This is a genomic window from Sphingobacterium thalpophilum, from assembly GCF_038396785.1.
Taxonomy (GTDB): domain Bacteria; phylum Bacteroidota; class Bacteroidia; order Sphingobacteriales; family Sphingobacteriaceae; genus Sphingobacterium; species Sphingobacterium thalpophilum_A.
Genome location: NZ_CP151087.1, coordinates 3,019,667 through 3,035,117, shown reverse-complemented (window position 1 = coordinate 3,035,117; position 15,451 = coordinate 3,019,667). Strand labels below are relative to the sequence as shown.

General features: G+C 39.1%; 25 protein-coding genes. 24 read left to right on the top strand and 1 reads right to left on the bottom strand.

Annotated elements, in window-relative coordinates; all coding sequences use genetic code 11:
- Nucleotides 1-235 precede the first annotated feature (235 nt).
- The 4 genes from AACH28_RS13495 to AACH28_RS13480 all read left to right on the top strand — a co-directional run bounded on the left by AACH28_RS13495 (nt 236) and on the right by AACH28_RS13480 (nt 5,030).
- Nucleotides 236-2,263 carry a DNRLRE domain-containing protein gene (locus tag AACH28_RS13495; RefSeq protein WP_341830717.1) on the top strand — a complete coding sequence of 676 codons (2,028 nt, stop codon included), beginning with the start codon at nt 236-238 and terminating at the stop codon, nt 2,261-2,263.
- A gap of 523 nt (nt 2,264-2,786) precedes the next feature.
- Nucleotides 2,787-3,422 (top strand): hypothetical protein, encoded by a 636-nt coding sequence (locus AACH28_RS13490; RefSeq protein ID WP_341830716.1) that lies wholly within the window; start codon nt 2,787-2,789, stop codon nt 3,420-3,422.
- Between the two features lie 158 nt (nt 3,423-3,580).
- Nucleotides 3,581-3,934, top strand: a complete 354-nt coding sequence (locus AACH28_RS13485) for a hypothetical protein (RefSeq protein ID WP_341830715.1) — start codon at nt 3,581-3,583, stop codon at nt 3,932-3,934.
- A 142-nt stretch (nt 3,935-4,076) separates the two neighbouring features.
- Nucleotides 4,077-5,030 (top strand): YafY family protein, encoded by a 954-nt coding sequence (locus AACH28_RS13480; RefSeq protein ID WP_075990871.1) that lies wholly within the window; start codon nt 4,077-4,079, stop codon nt 5,028-5,030.
- 338 nt (nt 5,031-5,368) lie between these two features.
- Here AACH28_RS13480 and AACH28_RS13475 read toward each other — a convergent pair whose 3' ends face one another.
- Nucleotides 5,369-5,839 (bottom strand): DinB family protein, encoded by a 471-nt coding sequence (locus AACH28_RS13475; RefSeq protein ID WP_075990872.1) that lies wholly within the window; start codon nt 5,837-5,839, stop codon nt 5,369-5,371.
- A 338-nt stretch (nt 5,840-6,177) separates the two neighbouring features.
- Between AACH28_RS13475 and rplC the strand changes: the two genes are divergently transcribed.
- The 20 genes from rplC (at nt 6,178) to rplO (ending at nt 15,449) form a co-directional block, all read left to right on the top strand.
- Entirely contained in the window at nt 6,178-6,795 is a 618-nt protein-coding gene (gene rplC, locus AACH28_RS13470) for a 50S ribosomal protein L3 (RefSeq protein ID WP_341830714.1), read from the top strand.
- Nucleotides 6,796-6,800: 5 nt separating this feature from the next.
- Complete coding sequence (gene rplD / locus AACH28_RS13465) at nt 6,801-7,430, top strand: 50S ribosomal protein L4 (protein ID WP_046674865.1); 630 nt, start codon at nt 6,801-6,803, stop codon at nt 7,428-7,430.
- Between the two features lies 1 nt (nt 7,431).
- Nucleotides 7,432-7,722, top strand: coding sequence for a 50S ribosomal protein L23 (rplW, locus tag AACH28_RS13460; RefSeq protein ID WP_046674866.1), 291 nt, complete (start codon nt 7,432-7,434; stop codon nt 7,720-7,722).
- A 6-nt stretch (nt 7,723-7,728) separates the two neighbouring features.
- Nucleotides 7,729-8,556 carry a 50S ribosomal protein L2 gene (rplB, locus tag AACH28_RS13455; RefSeq protein ID WP_046674867.1) on the top strand — a complete coding sequence of 276 codons (828 nt, stop codon included), beginning with the start codon at nt 7,729-7,731 and terminating at the stop codon, nt 8,554-8,556.
- Entirely contained in the window at nt 8,556-8,822 is a 267-nt protein-coding gene (gene rpsS / locus AACH28_RS13450; RefSeq protein WP_002997495.1) for a 30S ribosomal protein S19, read from the top strand. The genes rplB and rpsS overlap by 1 nt, the downstream gene beginning before the upstream one ends.
- 6 nt (nt 8,823-8,828) lie before the next feature.
- Nucleotides 8,829-9,263 (top strand): 50S ribosomal protein L22, encoded by a 435-nt coding sequence (gene rplV, locus AACH28_RS13445; protein WP_077438121.1) that lies wholly within the window; start codon nt 8,829-8,831, stop codon nt 9,261-9,263.
- An 11-nt stretch (nt 9,264-9,274) separates the two neighbouring features.
- Nucleotides 9,275-10,084 (top strand): 30S ribosomal protein S3, encoded by an 810-nt coding sequence (gene rpsC, locus AACH28_RS13440; RefSeq protein ID WP_341830713.1) that lies wholly within the window; start codon nt 9,275-9,277, stop codon nt 10,082-10,084.
- Nucleotides 10,085-10,143: 59 nt separating this feature from the next.
- Nucleotides 10,144-10,566, top strand: coding sequence for a 50S ribosomal protein L16 (gene rplP, locus AACH28_RS13435; protein WP_046674870.1), 423 nt, complete (start codon nt 10,144-10,146; stop codon nt 10,564-10,566).
- Nucleotides 10,567-10,658: 92 nt separating this feature from the next.
- Nucleotides 10,659-10,877 (top strand): 50S ribosomal protein L29, encoded by a 219-nt coding sequence (gene rpmC / locus AACH28_RS13430; RefSeq protein WP_046674871.1) that lies wholly within the window; start codon nt 10,659-10,661, stop codon nt 10,875-10,877.
- 14 nt (nt 10,878-10,891) lie between these two features.
- Nucleotides 10,892-11,146, top strand: coding sequence for a 30S ribosomal protein S17 (rpsQ, locus tag AACH28_RS13425; RefSeq protein ID WP_153844936.1), 255 nt, complete (start codon nt 10,892-10,894; stop codon nt 11,144-11,146).
- 1 nt (nt 11,147) lies between these two features.
- Nucleotides 11,148-11,516: a 50S ribosomal protein L14 gene (gene rplN / locus AACH28_RS13420; protein WP_046674873.1), complete on the top strand. Its 369-nt coding sequence runs from the start codon at nt 11,148-11,150 to the stop codon at nt 11,514-11,516.
- A 2-nt stretch (nt 11,517-11,518) separates the two neighbouring features.
- On the top strand, nt 11,519-11,863 hold the full coding sequence (gene rplX, locus AACH28_RS13415) for a 50S ribosomal protein L24 (protein WP_407073617.1): 345 nt from the start codon (nt 11,519-11,521) through the stop codon (nt 11,861-11,863).
- Nucleotides 11,863-12,432: a 50S ribosomal protein L5 gene (rplE, locus tag AACH28_RS13410; RefSeq protein ID WP_046674875.1), complete on the top strand. Its 570-nt coding sequence runs from the start codon at nt 11,863-11,865 to the stop codon at nt 12,430-12,432. The genes rplX and rplE overlap by 1 nt, the downstream gene beginning before the upstream one ends.
- Nucleotides 12,425-12,694 (top strand): 30S ribosomal protein S14, encoded by a 270-nt coding sequence (gene rpsN, locus AACH28_RS13405; RefSeq protein WP_028071569.1) that lies wholly within the window; start codon nt 12,425-12,427, stop codon nt 12,692-12,694. The genes rplE and rpsN overlap by 8 nt, the downstream gene beginning before the upstream one ends.
- Nucleotides 12,695-12,830: 136 nt before the next feature.
- Nucleotides 12,831-13,232, top strand: a complete 402-nt coding sequence (rpsH, locus tag AACH28_RS13400) for a 30S ribosomal protein S8 (protein ID WP_223584601.1) — start codon at nt 12,831-12,833, stop codon at nt 13,230-13,232.
- Nucleotides 13,233-13,253: 21 nt separating this feature from the next.
- The gene (gene rplF, locus AACH28_RS13395) at nt 13,254-13,808 is read left to right on the top strand and encodes a 50S ribosomal protein L6 (RefSeq protein WP_153844938.1); all 555 of its coding nucleotides are present in this window, start codon (nt 13,254-13,256) and stop codon (nt 13,806-13,808) included.
- Nucleotides 13,805-14,167, top strand: coding sequence for a 50S ribosomal protein L18 (gene rplR, locus AACH28_RS13390; RefSeq protein ID WP_172392455.1), 363 nt, complete (start codon nt 13,805-13,807; stop codon nt 14,165-14,167). The genes rplF and rplR overlap by 4 nt, the downstream gene beginning before the upstream one ends.
- 12 nt (nt 14,168-14,179) lie before the next feature.
- Nucleotides 14,180-14,698, top strand: coding sequence for a 30S ribosomal protein S5 (gene rpsE / locus AACH28_RS13385; protein WP_075990876.1), 519 nt, complete (start codon nt 14,180-14,182; stop codon nt 14,696-14,698).
- Nucleotides 14,699-14,703: 5 nt separating this feature from the next.
- Nucleotides 14,704-14,883 (top strand): 50S ribosomal protein L30, encoded by a 180-nt coding sequence (rpmD, locus tag AACH28_RS13380; RefSeq protein WP_046674880.1) that lies wholly within the window; start codon nt 14,704-14,706, stop codon nt 14,881-14,883.
- Between the two features lie 119 nt (nt 14,884-15,002).
- Nucleotides 15,003-15,449: a 50S ribosomal protein L15 gene (rplO, locus tag AACH28_RS13375; protein WP_046674881.1), complete on the top strand. Its 447-nt coding sequence runs from the start codon at nt 15,003-15,005 to the stop codon at nt 15,447-15,449.
- The last annotated feature ends 2 nt before the right edge of the window (nt 15,450-15,451 follow it).

Sequence of the window (15,451 nt, the reverse complement as noted above, 5' to 3'; positions counted from 1 at the left end):
GAAAGATGGTTCAGTTCTTATCGTTTTTAAAGGACGTAGCCGTGGAAAGAACTATCCATTTCAGAGCGAGCTAAAAAGAGGTAAATAGCCAAGAGAAATTTTCATTGGGAGGATCTCTTGTTCAGGGCTGTTCCATTAGTAGCAACTCCATAAACAATATGATCTACATCTCCCGGATGTATTAGAGGCATATTGTTCCAATTATAAACTACCAATATCATAAATCTAACAAAGAATGAGAACAACAAACAGTAAACTCAGATTCATTGCAGTCGCACTGATGAGCACACTTTCGGCAATGATGGCCTGTCATAAGGATATGCTGAAGCCCGAAAGCTCTATTGCTCAGCTGCAAAAAAAAGCAGCTACTTTTGATTCCGCAAATGAGGTCAGCCTTTTGCCCGTCGCAGATGCGTATGTTCAGGATGGGACTAACGCCAGTACCAATTATGGTGATAATAGTTGGCTGATTGCCAAAGATGATGCTCCAGGTTATCGAAGGGATATCTATCTGCGTTTTGATCTGACCGCATTGCCCAGCAATGTTGCTAGTGTACAGTCAGCACGTGTTGAATTGGCTGGTGGGGTTTCCAGTGCTGCGGATACAGCAAATGCCAAGTGGCTGTACTACACAACGCTTGAAAAAGATTGGGGTGAGAAAACGATCAATTGGAATAATGCGCCAGCGACAGGGACAAAGCTTGGAGAAGTCAATGGAAAACTAAAAGTTACAAATGGAATTGTCTATCTCGATATTCCCTCCTCAGTGATTCAAGAAGCTTTGGATTCGGACAGAAAATTGTCTATTAAGATTGTCGCACAGCGAAAAACCTCCGGTTCTACTTCATTTTATTCCGACTTTCAGTCTAAAGAAGCGCAGGATGTGGGACTTCGACCAAAATTGAAAATTGATTATACAGCATCGGGACCAAACTTTTATAGCAACCTAGTCATGGATAAAGTAACCTTTGACTCCATTCAGCTTGATCTAGCAACATTATCCGCCGCCCAAACGCTAATAAACAATCAAGTTACTGTTAAAGCAAATGATGCATTGAATACAGTTCCTGTTCCGGTTGCAAAAATTTCAGATCCCGATGGCAAGAATAAAGTGCAGACTGATGCAGCTAAGGTGTATTCGTTGGCGCTACAATATTTTTTGTTTCAGGAGCAGGCAAATGCAGGGCAATATGTTGATAAGGCGAAGGAATTTCTTCTTTCTTGGGCCGCCGTTAACACAGCAACAAGCCAAACTCCCGATGAAAGTATATATCTTCCATTTCTTACAGGATATTCACTTATTCGTGCAAAAATTGATGCTAACAGCAGGATGACGATCGACAATTGGTTACGGACAAGATATAACTTTTACAAAACTCAATCGGTCAGAACCAATAATTGGGAAACTATCCGTAATCTGTTGATGATTGATATCGCTTATATACTGAATGATGGAGCGCTTATCAACCAAGCGACGTCAGATTTTAGTACTCATCATAATAAAAATTATCGTGCGGATGGGGCTAGCGTAGATTTTCTTGGCAGGGATGCCTTTGCCTATCATGTGTATGATCTAGAGTTTATCGGACAGATTGGTCGCACTTTTTATATCAAACGAGGCCGGCATATGCTTGATAGTTTGGTAAATCACCGTGCTACAAAATGGGTTAATTTAAGAATTAATCCCAATGATACGCCAGTCTTGGGTGGATCTATTAGGGATGCGGTCTCTTTTATGGCCCCTTATGTCTTGGATCCTGACAATAATATTCATCTTGAATTTGTCAACACCGAATGGGCTCCTGACAAAACTAGAGCTGATTATAATAAACCGTTTAATGCGGCAGGATCCAGCTATGCTTTTGTCCAGATGGCATCCATTATGAAGGGCGAGATGTTCGGTTTCCTGAAAAAGTTAAATCCTAGTTTCAACAGATATACTGATTTGCGTTACTATATTAACTCTTATGGGCCATCTTTAAGTACTTCGCCTATGACCAATGTGACATTGTATGGTGATACTCCTTTCCGTGGCTGGTATAAACAGCTTGGCATTGGAAGTTACAGTCTTACTGATTTGCAAGGACTGGGTGTTACGAACGACCAACTGAGCAGTATTAGTATTCCAAAAGGTTTTAAGGTTACACTCTATGAAAATGGAGATTTTACAGGAGATTCTGCGCTATTAACTGGACATACCATTGATTTGTCAATCTTAAACTTTAACGATAAGACATCTTCGCTGTTGATTGAATATCTTTAGTCAATTTATCTAAATGAAAAGGTGTTTTTTGTAATTATAGTGTGTGCTTGACCTATGTCCATTTCTTCTATGTAGAAACATTGGTGCGATATGACCGGTTGCCCCTTGGAGAAAAGGTAATCAAGCAATAAGAGCTATTTTTTTGAGTTTTCAACAAAGTTATTAACACGATGTGGAAAAGTGAAGTATGTAAGGTACTTCACTTTTTTTGTTTTATAGGATTGAACCCGCTCTATCTTACGACATGTTTCTTCATGTCGTATTTGATCCTATTCTCTGTCAAATACAGGCTCTTTCGTCTAGTGCACATAACAATATCTAGCTTATATCAATTTCTATATTAACAGGGCTTTTATAGGGGTATAACAGGGGGTTAGCAGGGGGTTAATAGGGGTATTACCCCTGTTAACCCCCTGCTAACCCCTAGTAAAAATAGTGTTACTCCTCTTTTAATAGGGAATTTGGTGTTATCTTGGTAATAATTTATATACCAATTAATTATAAACAAAAGGAGAGAAACTTTATGGCAATTTTACAAAATGGTCCGAACGGCCCTATTGTTGGGAAATTTGGTTCGGTGAATGCTTACCTATTGAATGGCCAAAATATCATACGCGGCGGTAAAAGAAAACGAACGTCTCCGCCTAGCGAGGCCGAGCTATTAAATAGAGAAAAACAGAAAATTGCAGGTAAGTTTGCCGCATGGAATAAAAGAATTCTTGAGTTTGGCTATCAGTCTCTAGCGAAAAAGGGAAGTCGTGTAGGTGCTTTCCAATTGGCACAGCGCCACATTTTTAAAGAAACTCTTGAATTAGATGAAGAGAATAAGCCTTTTGTTAACCTTGAAAAGCTATTGCTGTTTTCGGGTCCGCTTACCCCATTAGCCAACTGTCAAGTAAGATTGGATGGCGATCGGATTGATCTTAGCTGGACTGTAGATGATCAGTATAAAAGTAGCATATATAAAATCAATCTGGGATTGATAAGCTTAGATGCCGAGTCGCATCTAAGAACCTCTATTGCCAATGTCAATCAGGGCACCTGCTCGTTGCAATTTGAGGAGATAAGCAGAAAAACAGGTGATCTCCATGTTTACGTTGGTGTGTGGGATACACTGGAGGGAGACTTCTCGAATTCCATCTATTGTGGGGTTATATAGTTGTTTTCGACGGAATCCATAAGCTGGCTTAGAAAGATGTTATGTGCAAAGATAAGATTAGTGGCAAGGCTTTATAATTTAAAGCTTTGCCATTTTTGAGATTATTCAACTTAAATAGAGCTAGAAGAGATATGAATAATATGTTTTGATATTGTGCTATGAAAAATAAAGATTTATTTATCGCCGATTTGATTAGGATATTTCCAAATTTAGAAGAAGAAATTCTGGATGAAGATTATAGTTTTTCTATTACTTTAAAAATGGGAAGTCTTAAACGGTATATTCAGAAAGCTATAGATGATGACAACTCAGATCTATTTGATGCTGTGGTAGCTTTTCTTAACGAAAATTTGCCTTTGGTTGATAAGAAGGTACAGAATACAATTTTTATTAGCTTTTTAGAGAAATTAGACTTCTCAGGTACACCCAAATTTAAACAGAAGCTAGTTGGAACCTTAAGAAGAGCTCATGGTTACTGGAAGTTACACGATCGGAAAAAAATACCTGGTTAAATTAAGATTGGACTATGGATATGAATTTAGAATATGATAGTTGTAATTGTAGTTTTCGAATAGCGAATTATCATTATGTTTGAGCGCTAACTTTGCACTTTAAAGCTTAAATCGGTGTATTTTTTGTTGTACTTTTATCCCAATGACCGATATTCAAAAGAGATTCGACCGCATACTTGCTATTTATATGCATCTACAGGCTAAACCTGTGGTCACTGCTGCTGCTTTGGCAGAACGCTATGAAGTAAGTCCGCGTACGATTTATCGTGATATCAGATCCCTGATGCAAGCAGGGATTCCGATTTACGGTGAAGCGGGAAGCGGTTATTCTTTGGTGGAGGGATATAAAATGCCACCTCTGCAATTTACCCGAGAGGAGGCATTGAGTTTTGTGGCAGCGGAGAAACTGGTGGAAAAGTATACAGATCGGAATCTTGCGCATCATTTTACAACAGCATTGCTAAAAATGAAAGCCATATTACGGGGTAACGAAAAAGAACAGGTAGCCTTAGTTGGGGATAACTTTCTGGTGCGCGGTGGGCGTCATCAATTCAATGAGAAGCTAACCCATGGCACCAATATACTGATCGAAAGCATCGCTGCTAAAAAATGTGTGGAAATCTATTATTCCAAACCTTCGGATAAAACTCCAGAAAGGCGTGAAATCGAAGCTGTGGGTATTTTTGTGGAGAGCAAGTTTTGGTATGTCCTCGCTTTTTGTAGATTACGACAAGATTACAGGCAATTCCGTTTGGACAGAATAAACAATATTAGAATACTTGCCGAAGATTTTGGAAAAGAGCATCCCGAGTTATCTTTCTTTCTGAATAAACGTCATGACGTTCCCACGACAAAAGTCGTTGTGCAAGTAGATAAGGATATGGCCCGCTATATGGAATGGGATCGTCACTATTTTGGTTTCCAAAAGGAAACTGTCACCGATAATTATGTAGAGATGCATTTCGAATGCATTAATATGGAGAACGGCTTTGCGCGCTGGTATCTGATGTTTGCTGATAAAGGAACAATTATTGAACCCGAATCGTTAAAAGAGGTCGTAAAGCGTCTGCTTTCATCGGCTTTGGAACAAATCTAAAAGATACTATTCATAACCTAATTTACAGTAGTTTTTTGAGCAACTGCGGATGCAGAGATTCGATATGCCTTCGGTATCTGTTCGAGCCTGCTTCGTGTCAGAGTCAGCTTGTATCCGTGGTGAGTCTGACATTAGTCCGTGGTGACTCCGAGTTAAACTCGGAGTCACCACGGTTGTACTTCTTTCTCACCCCGCATTTATGTGCGATAGGGCACGAATCAGACCAGAAAGAGGGGCGAATAGAAATCGAAGGATGCTCAAATCGTGGGAATAACACGGACTCAAGATCGGCGCAATGGATAATCGGTGCGAGTATGAGTTTTTGAGGAGGTGACTAACTACCCTCTTTCCCAAAAAAATGGAGGTTCTATACCAAGTAATCTTAGATAAACAAATCCTTGGCCACGGTGGTGGATTTCATTATCGATAAAATAAAGGATGCTGTGAATGACTGGCGATTTGTACTGGCCGAATAGGTTGAATTCTTCGGCAAAGCGTTCTTCTGGAATTTGATTGAACAATTCACTGATCTGAGGAGTAGCTTCATCCCAGGCCTGAAGCAATTGTGCTTTGGTCGAATAACTGAGATTCTCATTGAGTTCGCCGCTCTTGTTGGTGACAATTTCTTGGAGACCTGGCGCAGCAATACCTAATAGCTCCTTAATCATATCTGCAAAAGTGCGCATGCCTTCTACTTTGTAATTGAACAATCCTTCTTCTGGAAATTTTTCAATAGTCTGTCTTGTCAGGTTTCTGTGGCCTAACCAATGCTGAAGTAGCTCGTTTTTGGAAATGATTTCTGTTTTCATGATTCTCGTATTTTAAAGTTTTTATAGTAAGCAATACATCGCCTTCTGCGTTGTACGATAGTTCAAAATTAGCGCAACTTATGACAGCTGTATGGCAGTATGGATTTGGGTGCTAATTTTATTTTTTTTGGGGCATTATTCGATGTAAGGAATCTTGAAAGGACAAATCGTAAAAATAGGGGAGTGGTTTTAAAAGAAGTAGAAAATAAAAAAAAATAATTCACTAATTATTTGACAGTTATAAAAATGTTTGTAACTTTGCAGTCCCTTAATGGGAATAGTATGTCTTGAGCGAAGCCCTACTGCTTCGAAGGACTTTTAATTAATTAATTTACAACATGTCAGGTATTATTGGAAAAAAAGTAGGAATGACGAGCCTGTTTAACGCTGATGGGAAAAATATTCCTTGTACAGTGATTCAGGCCGGGCCGTGCGTGGTTACGCAGATACGTACGGAAGAAAAGGATGGCTACTCGGCAATTCAACTTGGTTTCGACGAAGCTAAGGAGAAAAACACGACAGCTCCTTTGAAAGGGCACTTTGCGAAAGCAAACACAACGCCTAAGCGTAAGTTGGTAGAGTTTAAAACTTTCCCAGATGCAAAACAACTTGGTGACGTAGTTGACGTTACACTTTTCGAGGAAGGCGAATTCGTAGATGTAGTTGGTACTTCAAAAGGTAAAGGTTTCCAAGGTGTAATGAAACGTCATGGATTTGGTGGTGTAGGTGGTGCGACTCACGGTCAGCACAACAGATTACGTGCTCCAGGTTCATTAGGTGCTTCATCATGGCCTTCACGCGTATTCAAAGGTACGCGCATGGCTGGTCGTACAGGTGGTGACAGAGTTAAAGTTCAAAACTTACAGGTGTTGAAAGTTTACGCTGAGCAAAACCTTATCGTTGTTAGTGGTTCCATTCCAGGAGCTAAAGGTTCTTATGTAATCGTAGACAAATAGTAGAGATGGAAGTTAAAGTTTTAAATTTATCAGGTAAAGAAACAGGTGCCAAGGTGCAACTTCCTGAGTCGGTATTTGGGTTAGAGCCTAACGATCATGCGATCTATTTGGATGTGAAACAATACTTAGCGAACCAACGCCAAGGAACTCACAAATCTAAACAACGTAACGAAATCGCGGGTTCTACTCGTAAATTACACAAACAAAAAGGTACTGGTGGTGCTCGTGCGGGTTCTATCAAATCTCCATTGTTTAATGGTGGTGGTCGTGTATTCGGTCCTCAACCTCGTGACTACTCGTTCAAATTGAACAAAAAATTGAAACAAGTAGCACGTAAATCAGCGTTATCTTACAAAGCAAAAGATAATAACATTGTGGTATTGGATGAAGTAAAATTCGATGCTATCAAAACTAAAAACTATGTTGCTTTAATAAATGCGTTGAACGTAGCTGATGAGAAAACATTGTTGGTATTACCAGCTTACGATGAGATTGTTTATAAATCAAGCAGAAACTTGAAAAAAGCAAAAGTTATTGTTGCAGCTGATTTAAATACATATGATGTATTGAACGCAACAAAATTATTGTTGACTACAGATTCTGTTAAAACTTTGGAGGAAGCATTAGCTAAGTAATATGGAAATTATTAAAAAACCTATCTTGACTGAGAAAGCTTCTTTGTTAACGGAAAAATTAAACCGTTACGCTTTCAAAGTAGATCACAGAGCAAACAAAATCCAGATTAAAGCAGCTGTTGAGGCTATGTTTGGTGTTACAGTTCTTGCTGTAAACACTGCAGTAGTAGCTGGTAAAGCAAAAAGCCGTTACACAAAAGCAGGTTTCGTATCTGGTAGAGCTCCTAAGTATAAAAAGGCTGTCATTACGATTAAAGACGGCGAAACTATTGACTTTTACAGTACTATATAATACAAAATGGCAGTTAAAAGATTCAAACCGGTAACCCCTGGTACTCGTTTTAGAGTAGGCGCTGACTACTCTGATGTTACTACAAACGTTCCTGAAAAATCGTTAGTAGTAAAAATCAACAAGAAATCAGGCGGTCGTAATAACTCCGGTAAAATGACTATGCGTTATCTCGGTGGGGGACATAAAAAAGTATACCGATTAATTGATTTCAAACGCGATAAAAAAGATATCCCTGCAAAAGTAGCTACTATCGAGTACGATCCAAATCGTACTGCTCGTATTGCCTTGTTGCATTACGCTGATGGTGAAAAACGTTACATCCTTGCTCCAGCTGGTTTAGTAGTTGGTCAAACTGTAATCGCAGGTGATAAAGTTGCCCCAGAAGTTGGTAATACATTACCATTAGCAAACATTCCATTGGGTTCTATCATCCACAACATTGAATTAAATCCTGGTCAAGGTGGTTCAATTGCTCGTTCGGCTGGTACTTATGCTCAATTGTCTGCTCGTGATGGTAAATATGCCATCATCAAATTGCCTTCGAGCGAAACACGTATGATCTTATTGACTTGTGTTGCTACAATTGGTTCAGTATCGAACCATGAAAGATCTAACCAAGTGTTAGGTAAAGCAGGTCGCAAACGTTGGTTAGGTCGTCGTCCAAGAGTTCGTGGTGTTGCGATGAACCCAGTAGATCACCCTATGGGTGGTGGTGAAGGCCGTACTTCAGGAGGTCACCCACGCTCACGTACAGGTGTATTAGCTAAAGGCTTCAAAACACGTTACAAGAAGAAAACATCGAATCGTTACATCATTGAGAGAAGGAAAAAATAATGGCTCGTTCAATTAAAAAAGGTCCTTATATCGATCACAACTTAGAAAGAAAAGTTCTTTCTATGAATGAAACTAACAAAAAGTCAGTTATCAAAACATGGTCTCGTAGATCAATGATTTCACCTGATTTTGTTGGCCATACCTTCGCAGTGCACAACGGGAATAAATTTATCCCTGTTTATGTAACAGAGAATATGGTAGGTCACAAGCTTGGTGAATTCGCGCCTACGCGTACATTCAGAGGCCACGCAGAAAAGAAAAAATAATAGGTAATGGAAGCAACAAAAAAACTTAAAAAGTCTGTCTTAATTAGACAACGTAAAGAGCAAGAGAAAGCTCAACAAGGAGGAGCTTCGGATGCCAAATTATTGAACTGCCCGACTTCGCCTCGTAAGATGCGTTTGGTGGTAGACTTAATTCGCGGTCAACGTGTTGAAAATGCATTATACATTTTGAAACACTCAAGTAAAGAAGCTGCTGCTCGTGTAGAAAAATTATTATTATCTGCAATCAAAAACTGGGAAGCCAAAAACGAAGGTAAATCAGTGGAAGAAAGCGAACTAATTGTAAAAGAAGTATCAGTAGGTGGTGGTCGTCAATTGAAAAGATTGCGTCCGGCTCCTCAAGGTCGCGGATACAGAGTTCGTAAACGTTCAAATCACGTTACGTTGGTAGTTGATAGCAAATTAAACGTTGAACAAAACTAATTTATTGAGAAATGGGACAAAAAGCAAATCCAATAGGTAGCAGATTAGGAATCATCAAAGGTTGGGATTCTAACTGGTTCGGAGGTAAAAACTATTCCGATAAATTAGTTGAAGACGAAAAAATCAGAAAATATCTTTCTGTTCGTATTGCAAAAGGTGGTGTAGCTAAAGTTGTTATCGAAAGAACTTTAAAACGTATCACTGTTACAATTCACACTGCTCGTCCAGGTATCGTTATCGGTAAAGGTGGTCAAGAAGTTGACAAGATCAAAGAAGAGTTGAAAAAACTGACTAAAAAGGATGTTCAAATCAACATTTTCGAGATCAAACGCCCTGAGTTAGATGCTAAGTTAGTAGCTGAAGGTGTCGCTAAACAATTAGAGGCACGTATTTCATTCCGTCGTGCAATGAAAACTTCAATCGCTTCTACCATGCGTATGGGTGCAGAAGGTATCAAAATCATGTGTTCTGGTCGTTTAGGTGGTGCTGAAATGGCGCGTACTGAACAATACAAAGAAGGAAGAACTCCTTTACACACATTGCGTGCTGATATCGACTACGCTTTAGCTGAAGCATTGACTACATACGGTAAAATTGGTATCAAAGTTTGGATCTGTAAAGGTGAGGTTTACGGTAAACGTGACTTATCTCCAAACATTGGTCAAGCATCTGGTGTAAAATCACGTGGCAACCACGAAGGTGGTGGCGAACGTCGTGACAACCGTAACAACAAAGGTGGTCGCGGTGGAAACAACCGTGGTGGAAACAACCGTGGTGGAAACAACCGTGGTGGAAGCAACCGTGGTCCGAAAAAAGATTAATAGTTATTTAGATTACAACAAAAACCTGCTGAAAAAGCAGATTTAAAAAGTATACGAACATGTTACAGCCAAAAAGAACGAAGTTCAGAAAGATGCAGAAAGGCCGCATGAAAGGTAACGCTTCTCGTGGAGCGGAGTTAGCTTTCGGTTCTTTCGGTATCAAAACAATGGAGCAAGCATGGATCACTAGTCGTCAAATCGAGGCAGCTCGTATTGCGGTTACACGTTATATGAAACGTGAAGGTCAAGTTTGGATTCGTATTTTCCCTGACAAACCTGTTACGAAAAAACCTGCAGAGGTACGTATGGGTAAAGGTAAGGGTGCTCCAGAATACTGGGTAGCAGTAGTACGCCCAGGCCGTATGTTATTTGAAGCAGAAGGTGTGCCTTTGGAAATTGCCAAAGAAGCTTTACGCCTTGCAGCTCAAAAACTTCCGGTTCAAACTAAGTTTGTGATTCGTAGAGACTACGTTGAAGCATAAAAATCTTGGTAATGTCATCATTTAAGCGTTAGGGCCGTTACCCCTAACGCTATATATAAAGCGATGATAACCCAAATAACAACTGAAAAAACATGAAAAATTCAGAAATTTTAGAATTATCTAATGAGGACTTAAAAGCTCGTCTTGTAGAAGAGAAAACAGCCCTTACAAAATTGAAATTTGCACATGCTGTTTCAGCTATTGAGAACCCTAACGTGATCAAAGCAGCACGCAAAACTATCGCTCGTATCAGTACAGAGATCAGTGCACGCAAAGCTGCAGCTAAAAATGAAACAGCCTCTGAGGCGTAAAATTTAAAGTCGAAATGGAAAGAAATTTAAGAAAAACAAGAATCGGCTTAGTAGTTAGCAACAAGATGGACAAATCTATTGTGGTAACGGTGGAACGTAAAGTGAAACACCCGATCTATGGTAAGTTCGTTAAAAAAACTACTAAATTTAAAGCTCATGACGAAACTAATACCTGCGGTATCGGCGATACGGTATTAATTATGGAAACTCGTCCGCTGAGTAAAACAAAAAACTGGAGATTAGTAGAAATTATAGAAAGAGCTAAATAACATGGTACAACAAGAATCAAGACTTAATGTAGCTGACAATAGCGGTGCTAAACAAGTTTTAGTAATCCGTGTATTGGGCGGTACGCGCAAGCGTTATGCATCAATCGGAGATAAGATTGTTGTATCGGTGAAAAGCGCTATGCCTTCAGGAAACGTGAAAAAAGGTTCCGTTTCTAAAGCAGTAGTGGTTAGAACGAAAAAGGAAATCCGTCGTAAAGATGGTTCATACATCCGTTTCGATGATAACGCCGCTGTATTATTAAATAATAATGATGAACCACGTGGTACACGTATCTTTGGCCCTGTTGCCAGAGAGTTGCGTGAGAAACAGTTCATGAAAATTGTATCATTAGCACCGGAGGTTTTATAATTATGGCACAGAAAACAAAAACAACTACGCACAAAATCAAAATTAAAAAAGGTGATTTAGTGAAAGTTATCGCTGGTAACTCTAAAGGTGTTCAAGGAAAAGTATTAACTGTTTTAGTGGATAAAAATAGAGCTATCGTTGAGGGCGCTAACATCGTGAAAAAACACACTAAACCAAGTGCAGCTAATCCTAATGGTGGTATCATTGAGAAAGAAGCTGGTATTAACATCTCTAATTTAGCTGTTATCGATCCTAAAACAGGTGCAACTACACGTGTAGGTCGTAAGTTAAATGCAGATGGTAAATTAGTTCGTTACGCTAAAAAATCAGGGGAGGAAATTAAATAATGACTTACGTACCAAGATTAAAAGTGAAATATGCGGAGGAAATCCGTAAAGCACTTCAAGAAAAATTTCAGTATAAAAGTATTATGCAGGTTCCTAAACTGGAGAAAATTGTTGTTTCACAAGGTGTAGGAGCTGCAACAGCTGACAAAAAATTAATCGATAACGCTATTGCTGAGTTGACTTTAATCACAGGTCAACAAGCCGTTGCTACAAAATCGAAAAAAGATATTTCAAACTTTAAATTACGTAAAGGTATGCCTGTAGGGGCACGTGTTACTTTACGTGACAACAATATGTTTGAATTCTTGGACCGTTTGGTAGCAGTATCGCTTCCACGTATTCGTGACTTCCGCGGTATCAACGATAAAGGCTTTGACGGACGTGGTAACTATAACTTAGGTATCACTGAGCAAATCATTTTCCCTGAGATCAACATTGACAAAATCAACAAGATCCAAGGTATGGATATCACTTTCGTGACTTCTGCTCAAAATGATGTTGAGGCTTTAGAATTGTTGAAACAATTCGGTTTACCATTTAAAAATCAAAATACTAATAACAATGGCTAAAGAAGGATTAAAAGCACGCGAAGTAAAACGCGCTAAATTGGTAGCTAAATATGCGGCAAAACGTGCAGAATTAAAAGCTGCTGGCGATTACGTTGCATTAGATAAATTGCCTAAAAATGCTTCTCCAGTACGTTTACACAATCGTTGTAAATTGACTGGCCGTCCTAAAGGATATATGCGTCAATTCGGTATCTCTCGTGTAACATTCCGCGAGATGGCTTTAGATGGCAAAATCCCAGGGGTGAAAAAAGCTTCTTGGTAATTAAAAAAAAATACTTAATTTTGCCCGGGCAATTCAACTGAGGATTGCCGGGGTTTTTGCATTTTAAAATTGTTTAACAGATAGAAGGTCCCATACCAACGGTTGGGAGGGAAACCGCTGTCACAAATTTTCATATATAATGACTACAGATCCAATTGCGGATTACCTTACACGAGTAAGGAATGCCATCAAGGCCAACCACAGGGTTGTTGAAATTCCTGCATCGAACCTAAAAAAAGAGATTACTAAAGTTCTTTTTGATAAAGGTTACATTGCTAATTACAAATTCGATGAGAATGGCGTACAGGGTACGATCAAAATCGCATTGAAATATAACCCAATTAGCAAAATTCCGGCTATTCGTACGTTGACACGTGTGAGTAAACCTGGTTTAAGAAAGTATGCAAGCGTTGATACTATGCCTCGTGTTTTGAATGGTTTAGGTATTGCTATCTTGTCAACATCTAAAGGTGTAATGACAGATAAAGAAGCTAGACTTCAAAATGTTGGTGGTGAAGTTTTATGTTACGTTTATTAATCTAGGTAAAAGCACAAAGAAATGTCAAGAATTGGAAAAGCGCCTATCGCTATCCCTGCTGGGGTAACTGTTACTATTTCGGACAAAAACTTAGTTTCAGTAAAAGGTCCTAAAGGCGAATTAACACAACAAGTTGACCGTGACATCACGATTGCTCAAGAAGAAGGCAATATCGTTGTAACACGTCCAACTGATCAAAAGAAACACAAAGCATTACACGGTCTATATCGTTCCCTGTTGGCTAACATGGTTCACGGTGTGACTGAAGGTTACAAAACTACGCAAGAGTTAGTCGGTGTAGGTTACCGTGCTTCAAGTACTGGTAATGTATTAGAGTTAACTTTAGGTTTCTCTCACCAGATTGTTTTTGTATTGCCAAACGAGGTTAAAGTATCAACTACTGCTGACAAAGGTAAAAACCCTACAATCACTTTAGAGTGTGCTGACAAACAATTAATCGGTCAGATAGCGGCTAAAATCCGTGGCTTCCGTAAACCAGAACCTTACAAAGGAAAAGGTGTTAAGTTTGCAGGTGAAGTATTGAGAAGAAAAGCAGGTAAATCAGCTAAAAAATAATAATCATGGCAGGACAAAAAGCATCTCGTAGAGAGAGAATCAAAAAAGGAATCAGAAAAAACCTTGCTGGAACGTCTGAACGTCCACGTTTATCGGTTTTTAGAAGTAACAAAGGTATCTATGCGCAAATCATTGATGACAATGCAGGTAAAACATTAGTTGCTGCATCTAGCTTGTCAAAAGAGTTTGTTGCATCTGGTAACAAGGTTGATCAATCTAAAGCTGTAGGTAAATTGGTGGCTGAAAAAGCAGTAGCAGCAGGTATTAATAAAGTAGTTTTTGACCGTAATGGGTACTTATACCATGGCCGTATCAAATCTTTGGCTGAAGGTGCTCGCGAAGGCGGTTTAGACTTTTAATCATAGAAAGAAATGGCATTAAGCAATATAAAAAGAGTAAAATCAAGCGAAATTGAATTAAAAGATCGCTTAGTAAGTATCCAACGTGTAGCTAAAGTTACTAAAGGTGGTCGTACTTTCAGCTTCTCTGCAATTGTTGTAGTAGGTGATGAAAACGGTATCGTAGGTTACGGTTTAGGCAAAGCTAAAGAGGTAACTGAAGCAATCACGAAAGGTATCGATGACGCAAAGAAAAATTTGGTAAAAGTTCCTATTATCAAAGGTACTGTTCCTCACGCGCAATATGGTAAATATTCTGGTGGTTCAGTTTTGATTAAACCAGCTGTAGGTGGTACAGGAGTTTTAGCAGGTGGTGCAATGCGTGCAGTATTGGAGTCTGCTGGTATCAAAGATGTATTGGCTAAATCATTAGGTTCTTCTAACCCACACAACGTGGTAAAAGCAACTGTAACTGCTTTAGCAGAAATGCGTGATGCGTATACAGTAGCACAACACCGCGGTGTCGATTTGAATAAAGTATTTAACGGTTAATTATCATGGCAAAAATCAAAATCACCCAGATAAAGAGCGTTATCGACAGAAGCGAGCGCCAAAAGAAAACTATTGAGGCATTGGGTTTGAAAAGAATCAACCACTCAGTAGAAGTTGAAGCTACTCCATCAATTATTGGAATGGTACGTAAAGTAAACCATTTAGTAGCTATCGAAACTATTTAATATTAGCATATGGAAGAGGTCTTTGGGCTTCTTCCATTACTTGTTATTAATAATAATTATTTTTTAATCGCTAGTACCTGTTTAGTGAGAGCGAAGGGCTAGCACAATTTAGTTTAAAAATGAACTTAAGTAATTTAAAACCTGCAAAAGGTGCAGTAAAAAGTAGCAAACGTATTGGCCGTGGTACTGGTTCTGGTCGTGGTGGTACTTCAACGCGTGGTCACAAAGGTGCTGGTTCTCGTTCAGGTCACTCTACGAAAATCGGTTTCGAAGGTGGTCAAATGCCTTTGCAACGTCGTGTGCCTAAATTTGGTTTCAAAAACATCAACCGTGTTGAGTACAATGGTGTAAACCTAGATACTTTACAAGCGTTGATCGAGAAATACAATTTAACAGCTGTAGATTTCGACGCATTGAAAGCTCATGGTTTAGTGTCTAAAAATGACAAAGTTAAAATCTTGGGTCGCGGTGAATTGAAAGCTAAAGTTGAAGTAACAGCGCACGCGTTTACTGCTTCTGCTCAAAAAGCTATTGAAGCTGCAGGCGGTTCTATCGTTAAAATTTAATA

Bases quoted from the DNA above. Each gene is read 5' to 3' on its own strand.
- rpsN (WP_028071569.1), top strand. From the start codon at position 12,425: ATGGCTAAAGAAGGATTAAAAGCACGCGAAGTAAAACGCGCTAAATTG.
- AACH28_RS13490 (WP_341830716.1), top strand. From the start codon at position 2,787: ATGGCAATTTTACAAAATGGTCCGAACGGCCCTATTGTTGGGAAATTT.
- rpmD (WP_046674880.1), top strand. From the start codon at position 14,704: ATGGCAAAAATCAAAATCACCCAGATAAAGAGCGTTATCGACAGAAGC.
- rpmC (WP_046674871.1), top strand. From the start codon at position 10,659: ATGAAAAATTCAGAAATTTTAGAATTATCTAATGAGGACTTAAAAGCT.
- rplV (WP_077438121.1), top strand. From the start codon at position 8,829: ATGGAAGCAACAAAAAAACTTAAAAAGTCTGTCTTAATTAGACAACGT.
- rplW (WP_046674866.1), top strand. From the start codon at position 7,432: ATGGAAATTATTAAAAAACCTATCTTGACTGAGAAAGCTTCTTTGTTA.
- rpsS (WP_002997495.1), top strand. From the start codon at position 8,556: ATGGCTCGTTCAATTAAAAAAGGTCCTTATATCGATCACAACTTAGAA.
- rplP (WP_046674870.1), top strand. From the start codon at position 10,144: ATGTTACAGCCAAAAAGAACGAAGTTCAGAAAGATGCAGAAAGGCCGC.
- rpsQ (WP_153844936.1), top strand. From the start codon at position 10,892: ATGGAAAGAAATTTAAGAAAAACAAGAATCGGCTTAGTAGTTAGCAAC.
- rpsC (WP_341830713.1), top strand. From the start codon at position 9,275: ATGGGACAAAAAGCAAATCCAATAGGTAGCAGATTAGGAATCATCAAA.
- rplB (WP_046674867.1), top strand. From the start codon at position 7,729: ATGGCAGTTAAAAGATTCAAACCGGTAACCCCTGGTACTCGTTTTAGA.
- rpsE (WP_075990876.1), top strand. From the start codon at position 14,180: ATGGCATTAAGCAATATAAAAAGAGTAAAATCAAGCGAAATTGAATTA.
- rplX (WP_407073617.1), top strand. From the start codon at position 11,519: ATGGCACAGAAAACAAAAACAACTACGCACAAAATCAAAATTAAAAAA.
- rplN (WP_046674873.1), top strand. From the start codon at position 11,148: ATGGTACAACAAGAATCAAGACTTAATGTAGCTGACAATAGCGGTGCT.
- rplO (WP_046674881.1), top strand. From the start codon at position 15,003: ATGAACTTAAGTAATTTAAAACCTGCAAAAGGTGCAGTAAAAAGTAGC.
- rplC (WP_341830714.1), top strand. From the start codon at position 6,178: ATGTCAGGTATTATTGGAAAAAAAGTAGGAATGACGAGCCTGTTTAAC.
- AACH28_RS13495 (WP_341830717.1), top strand. From the start codon at position 236: ATGAGAACAACAAACAGTAAACTCAGATTCATTGCAGTCGCACTGATG.
- rplD (WP_046674865.1), top strand. From the start codon at position 6,801: ATGGAAGTTAAAGTTTTAAATTTATCAGGTAAAGAAACAGGTGCCAAG.
- AACH28_RS13485 (WP_341830715.1), top strand. From the start codon at position 3,581: ATGAAAAATAAAGATTTATTTATCGCCGATTTGATTAGGATATTTCCA.
- rplF (WP_153844938.1), top strand. From the start codon at position 13,254: ATGTCAAGAATTGGAAAAGCGCCTATCGCTATCCCTGCTGGGGTAACT.
- rplE (WP_046674875.1), top strand. From the start codon at position 11,863: ATGACTTACGTACCAAGATTAAAAGTGAAATATGCGGAGGAAATCCGT.
- AACH28_RS13480 (WP_075990871.1), top strand. From the start codon at position 4,077: ATGACCGATATTCAAAAGAGATTCGACCGCATACTTGCTATTTATATG.
- AACH28_RS13475 (WP_075990872.1), bottom strand. From the start codon at position 5,839: ATGAAAACAGAAATCATTTCCAAAAACGAGCTACTTCAGCATTGGTTA.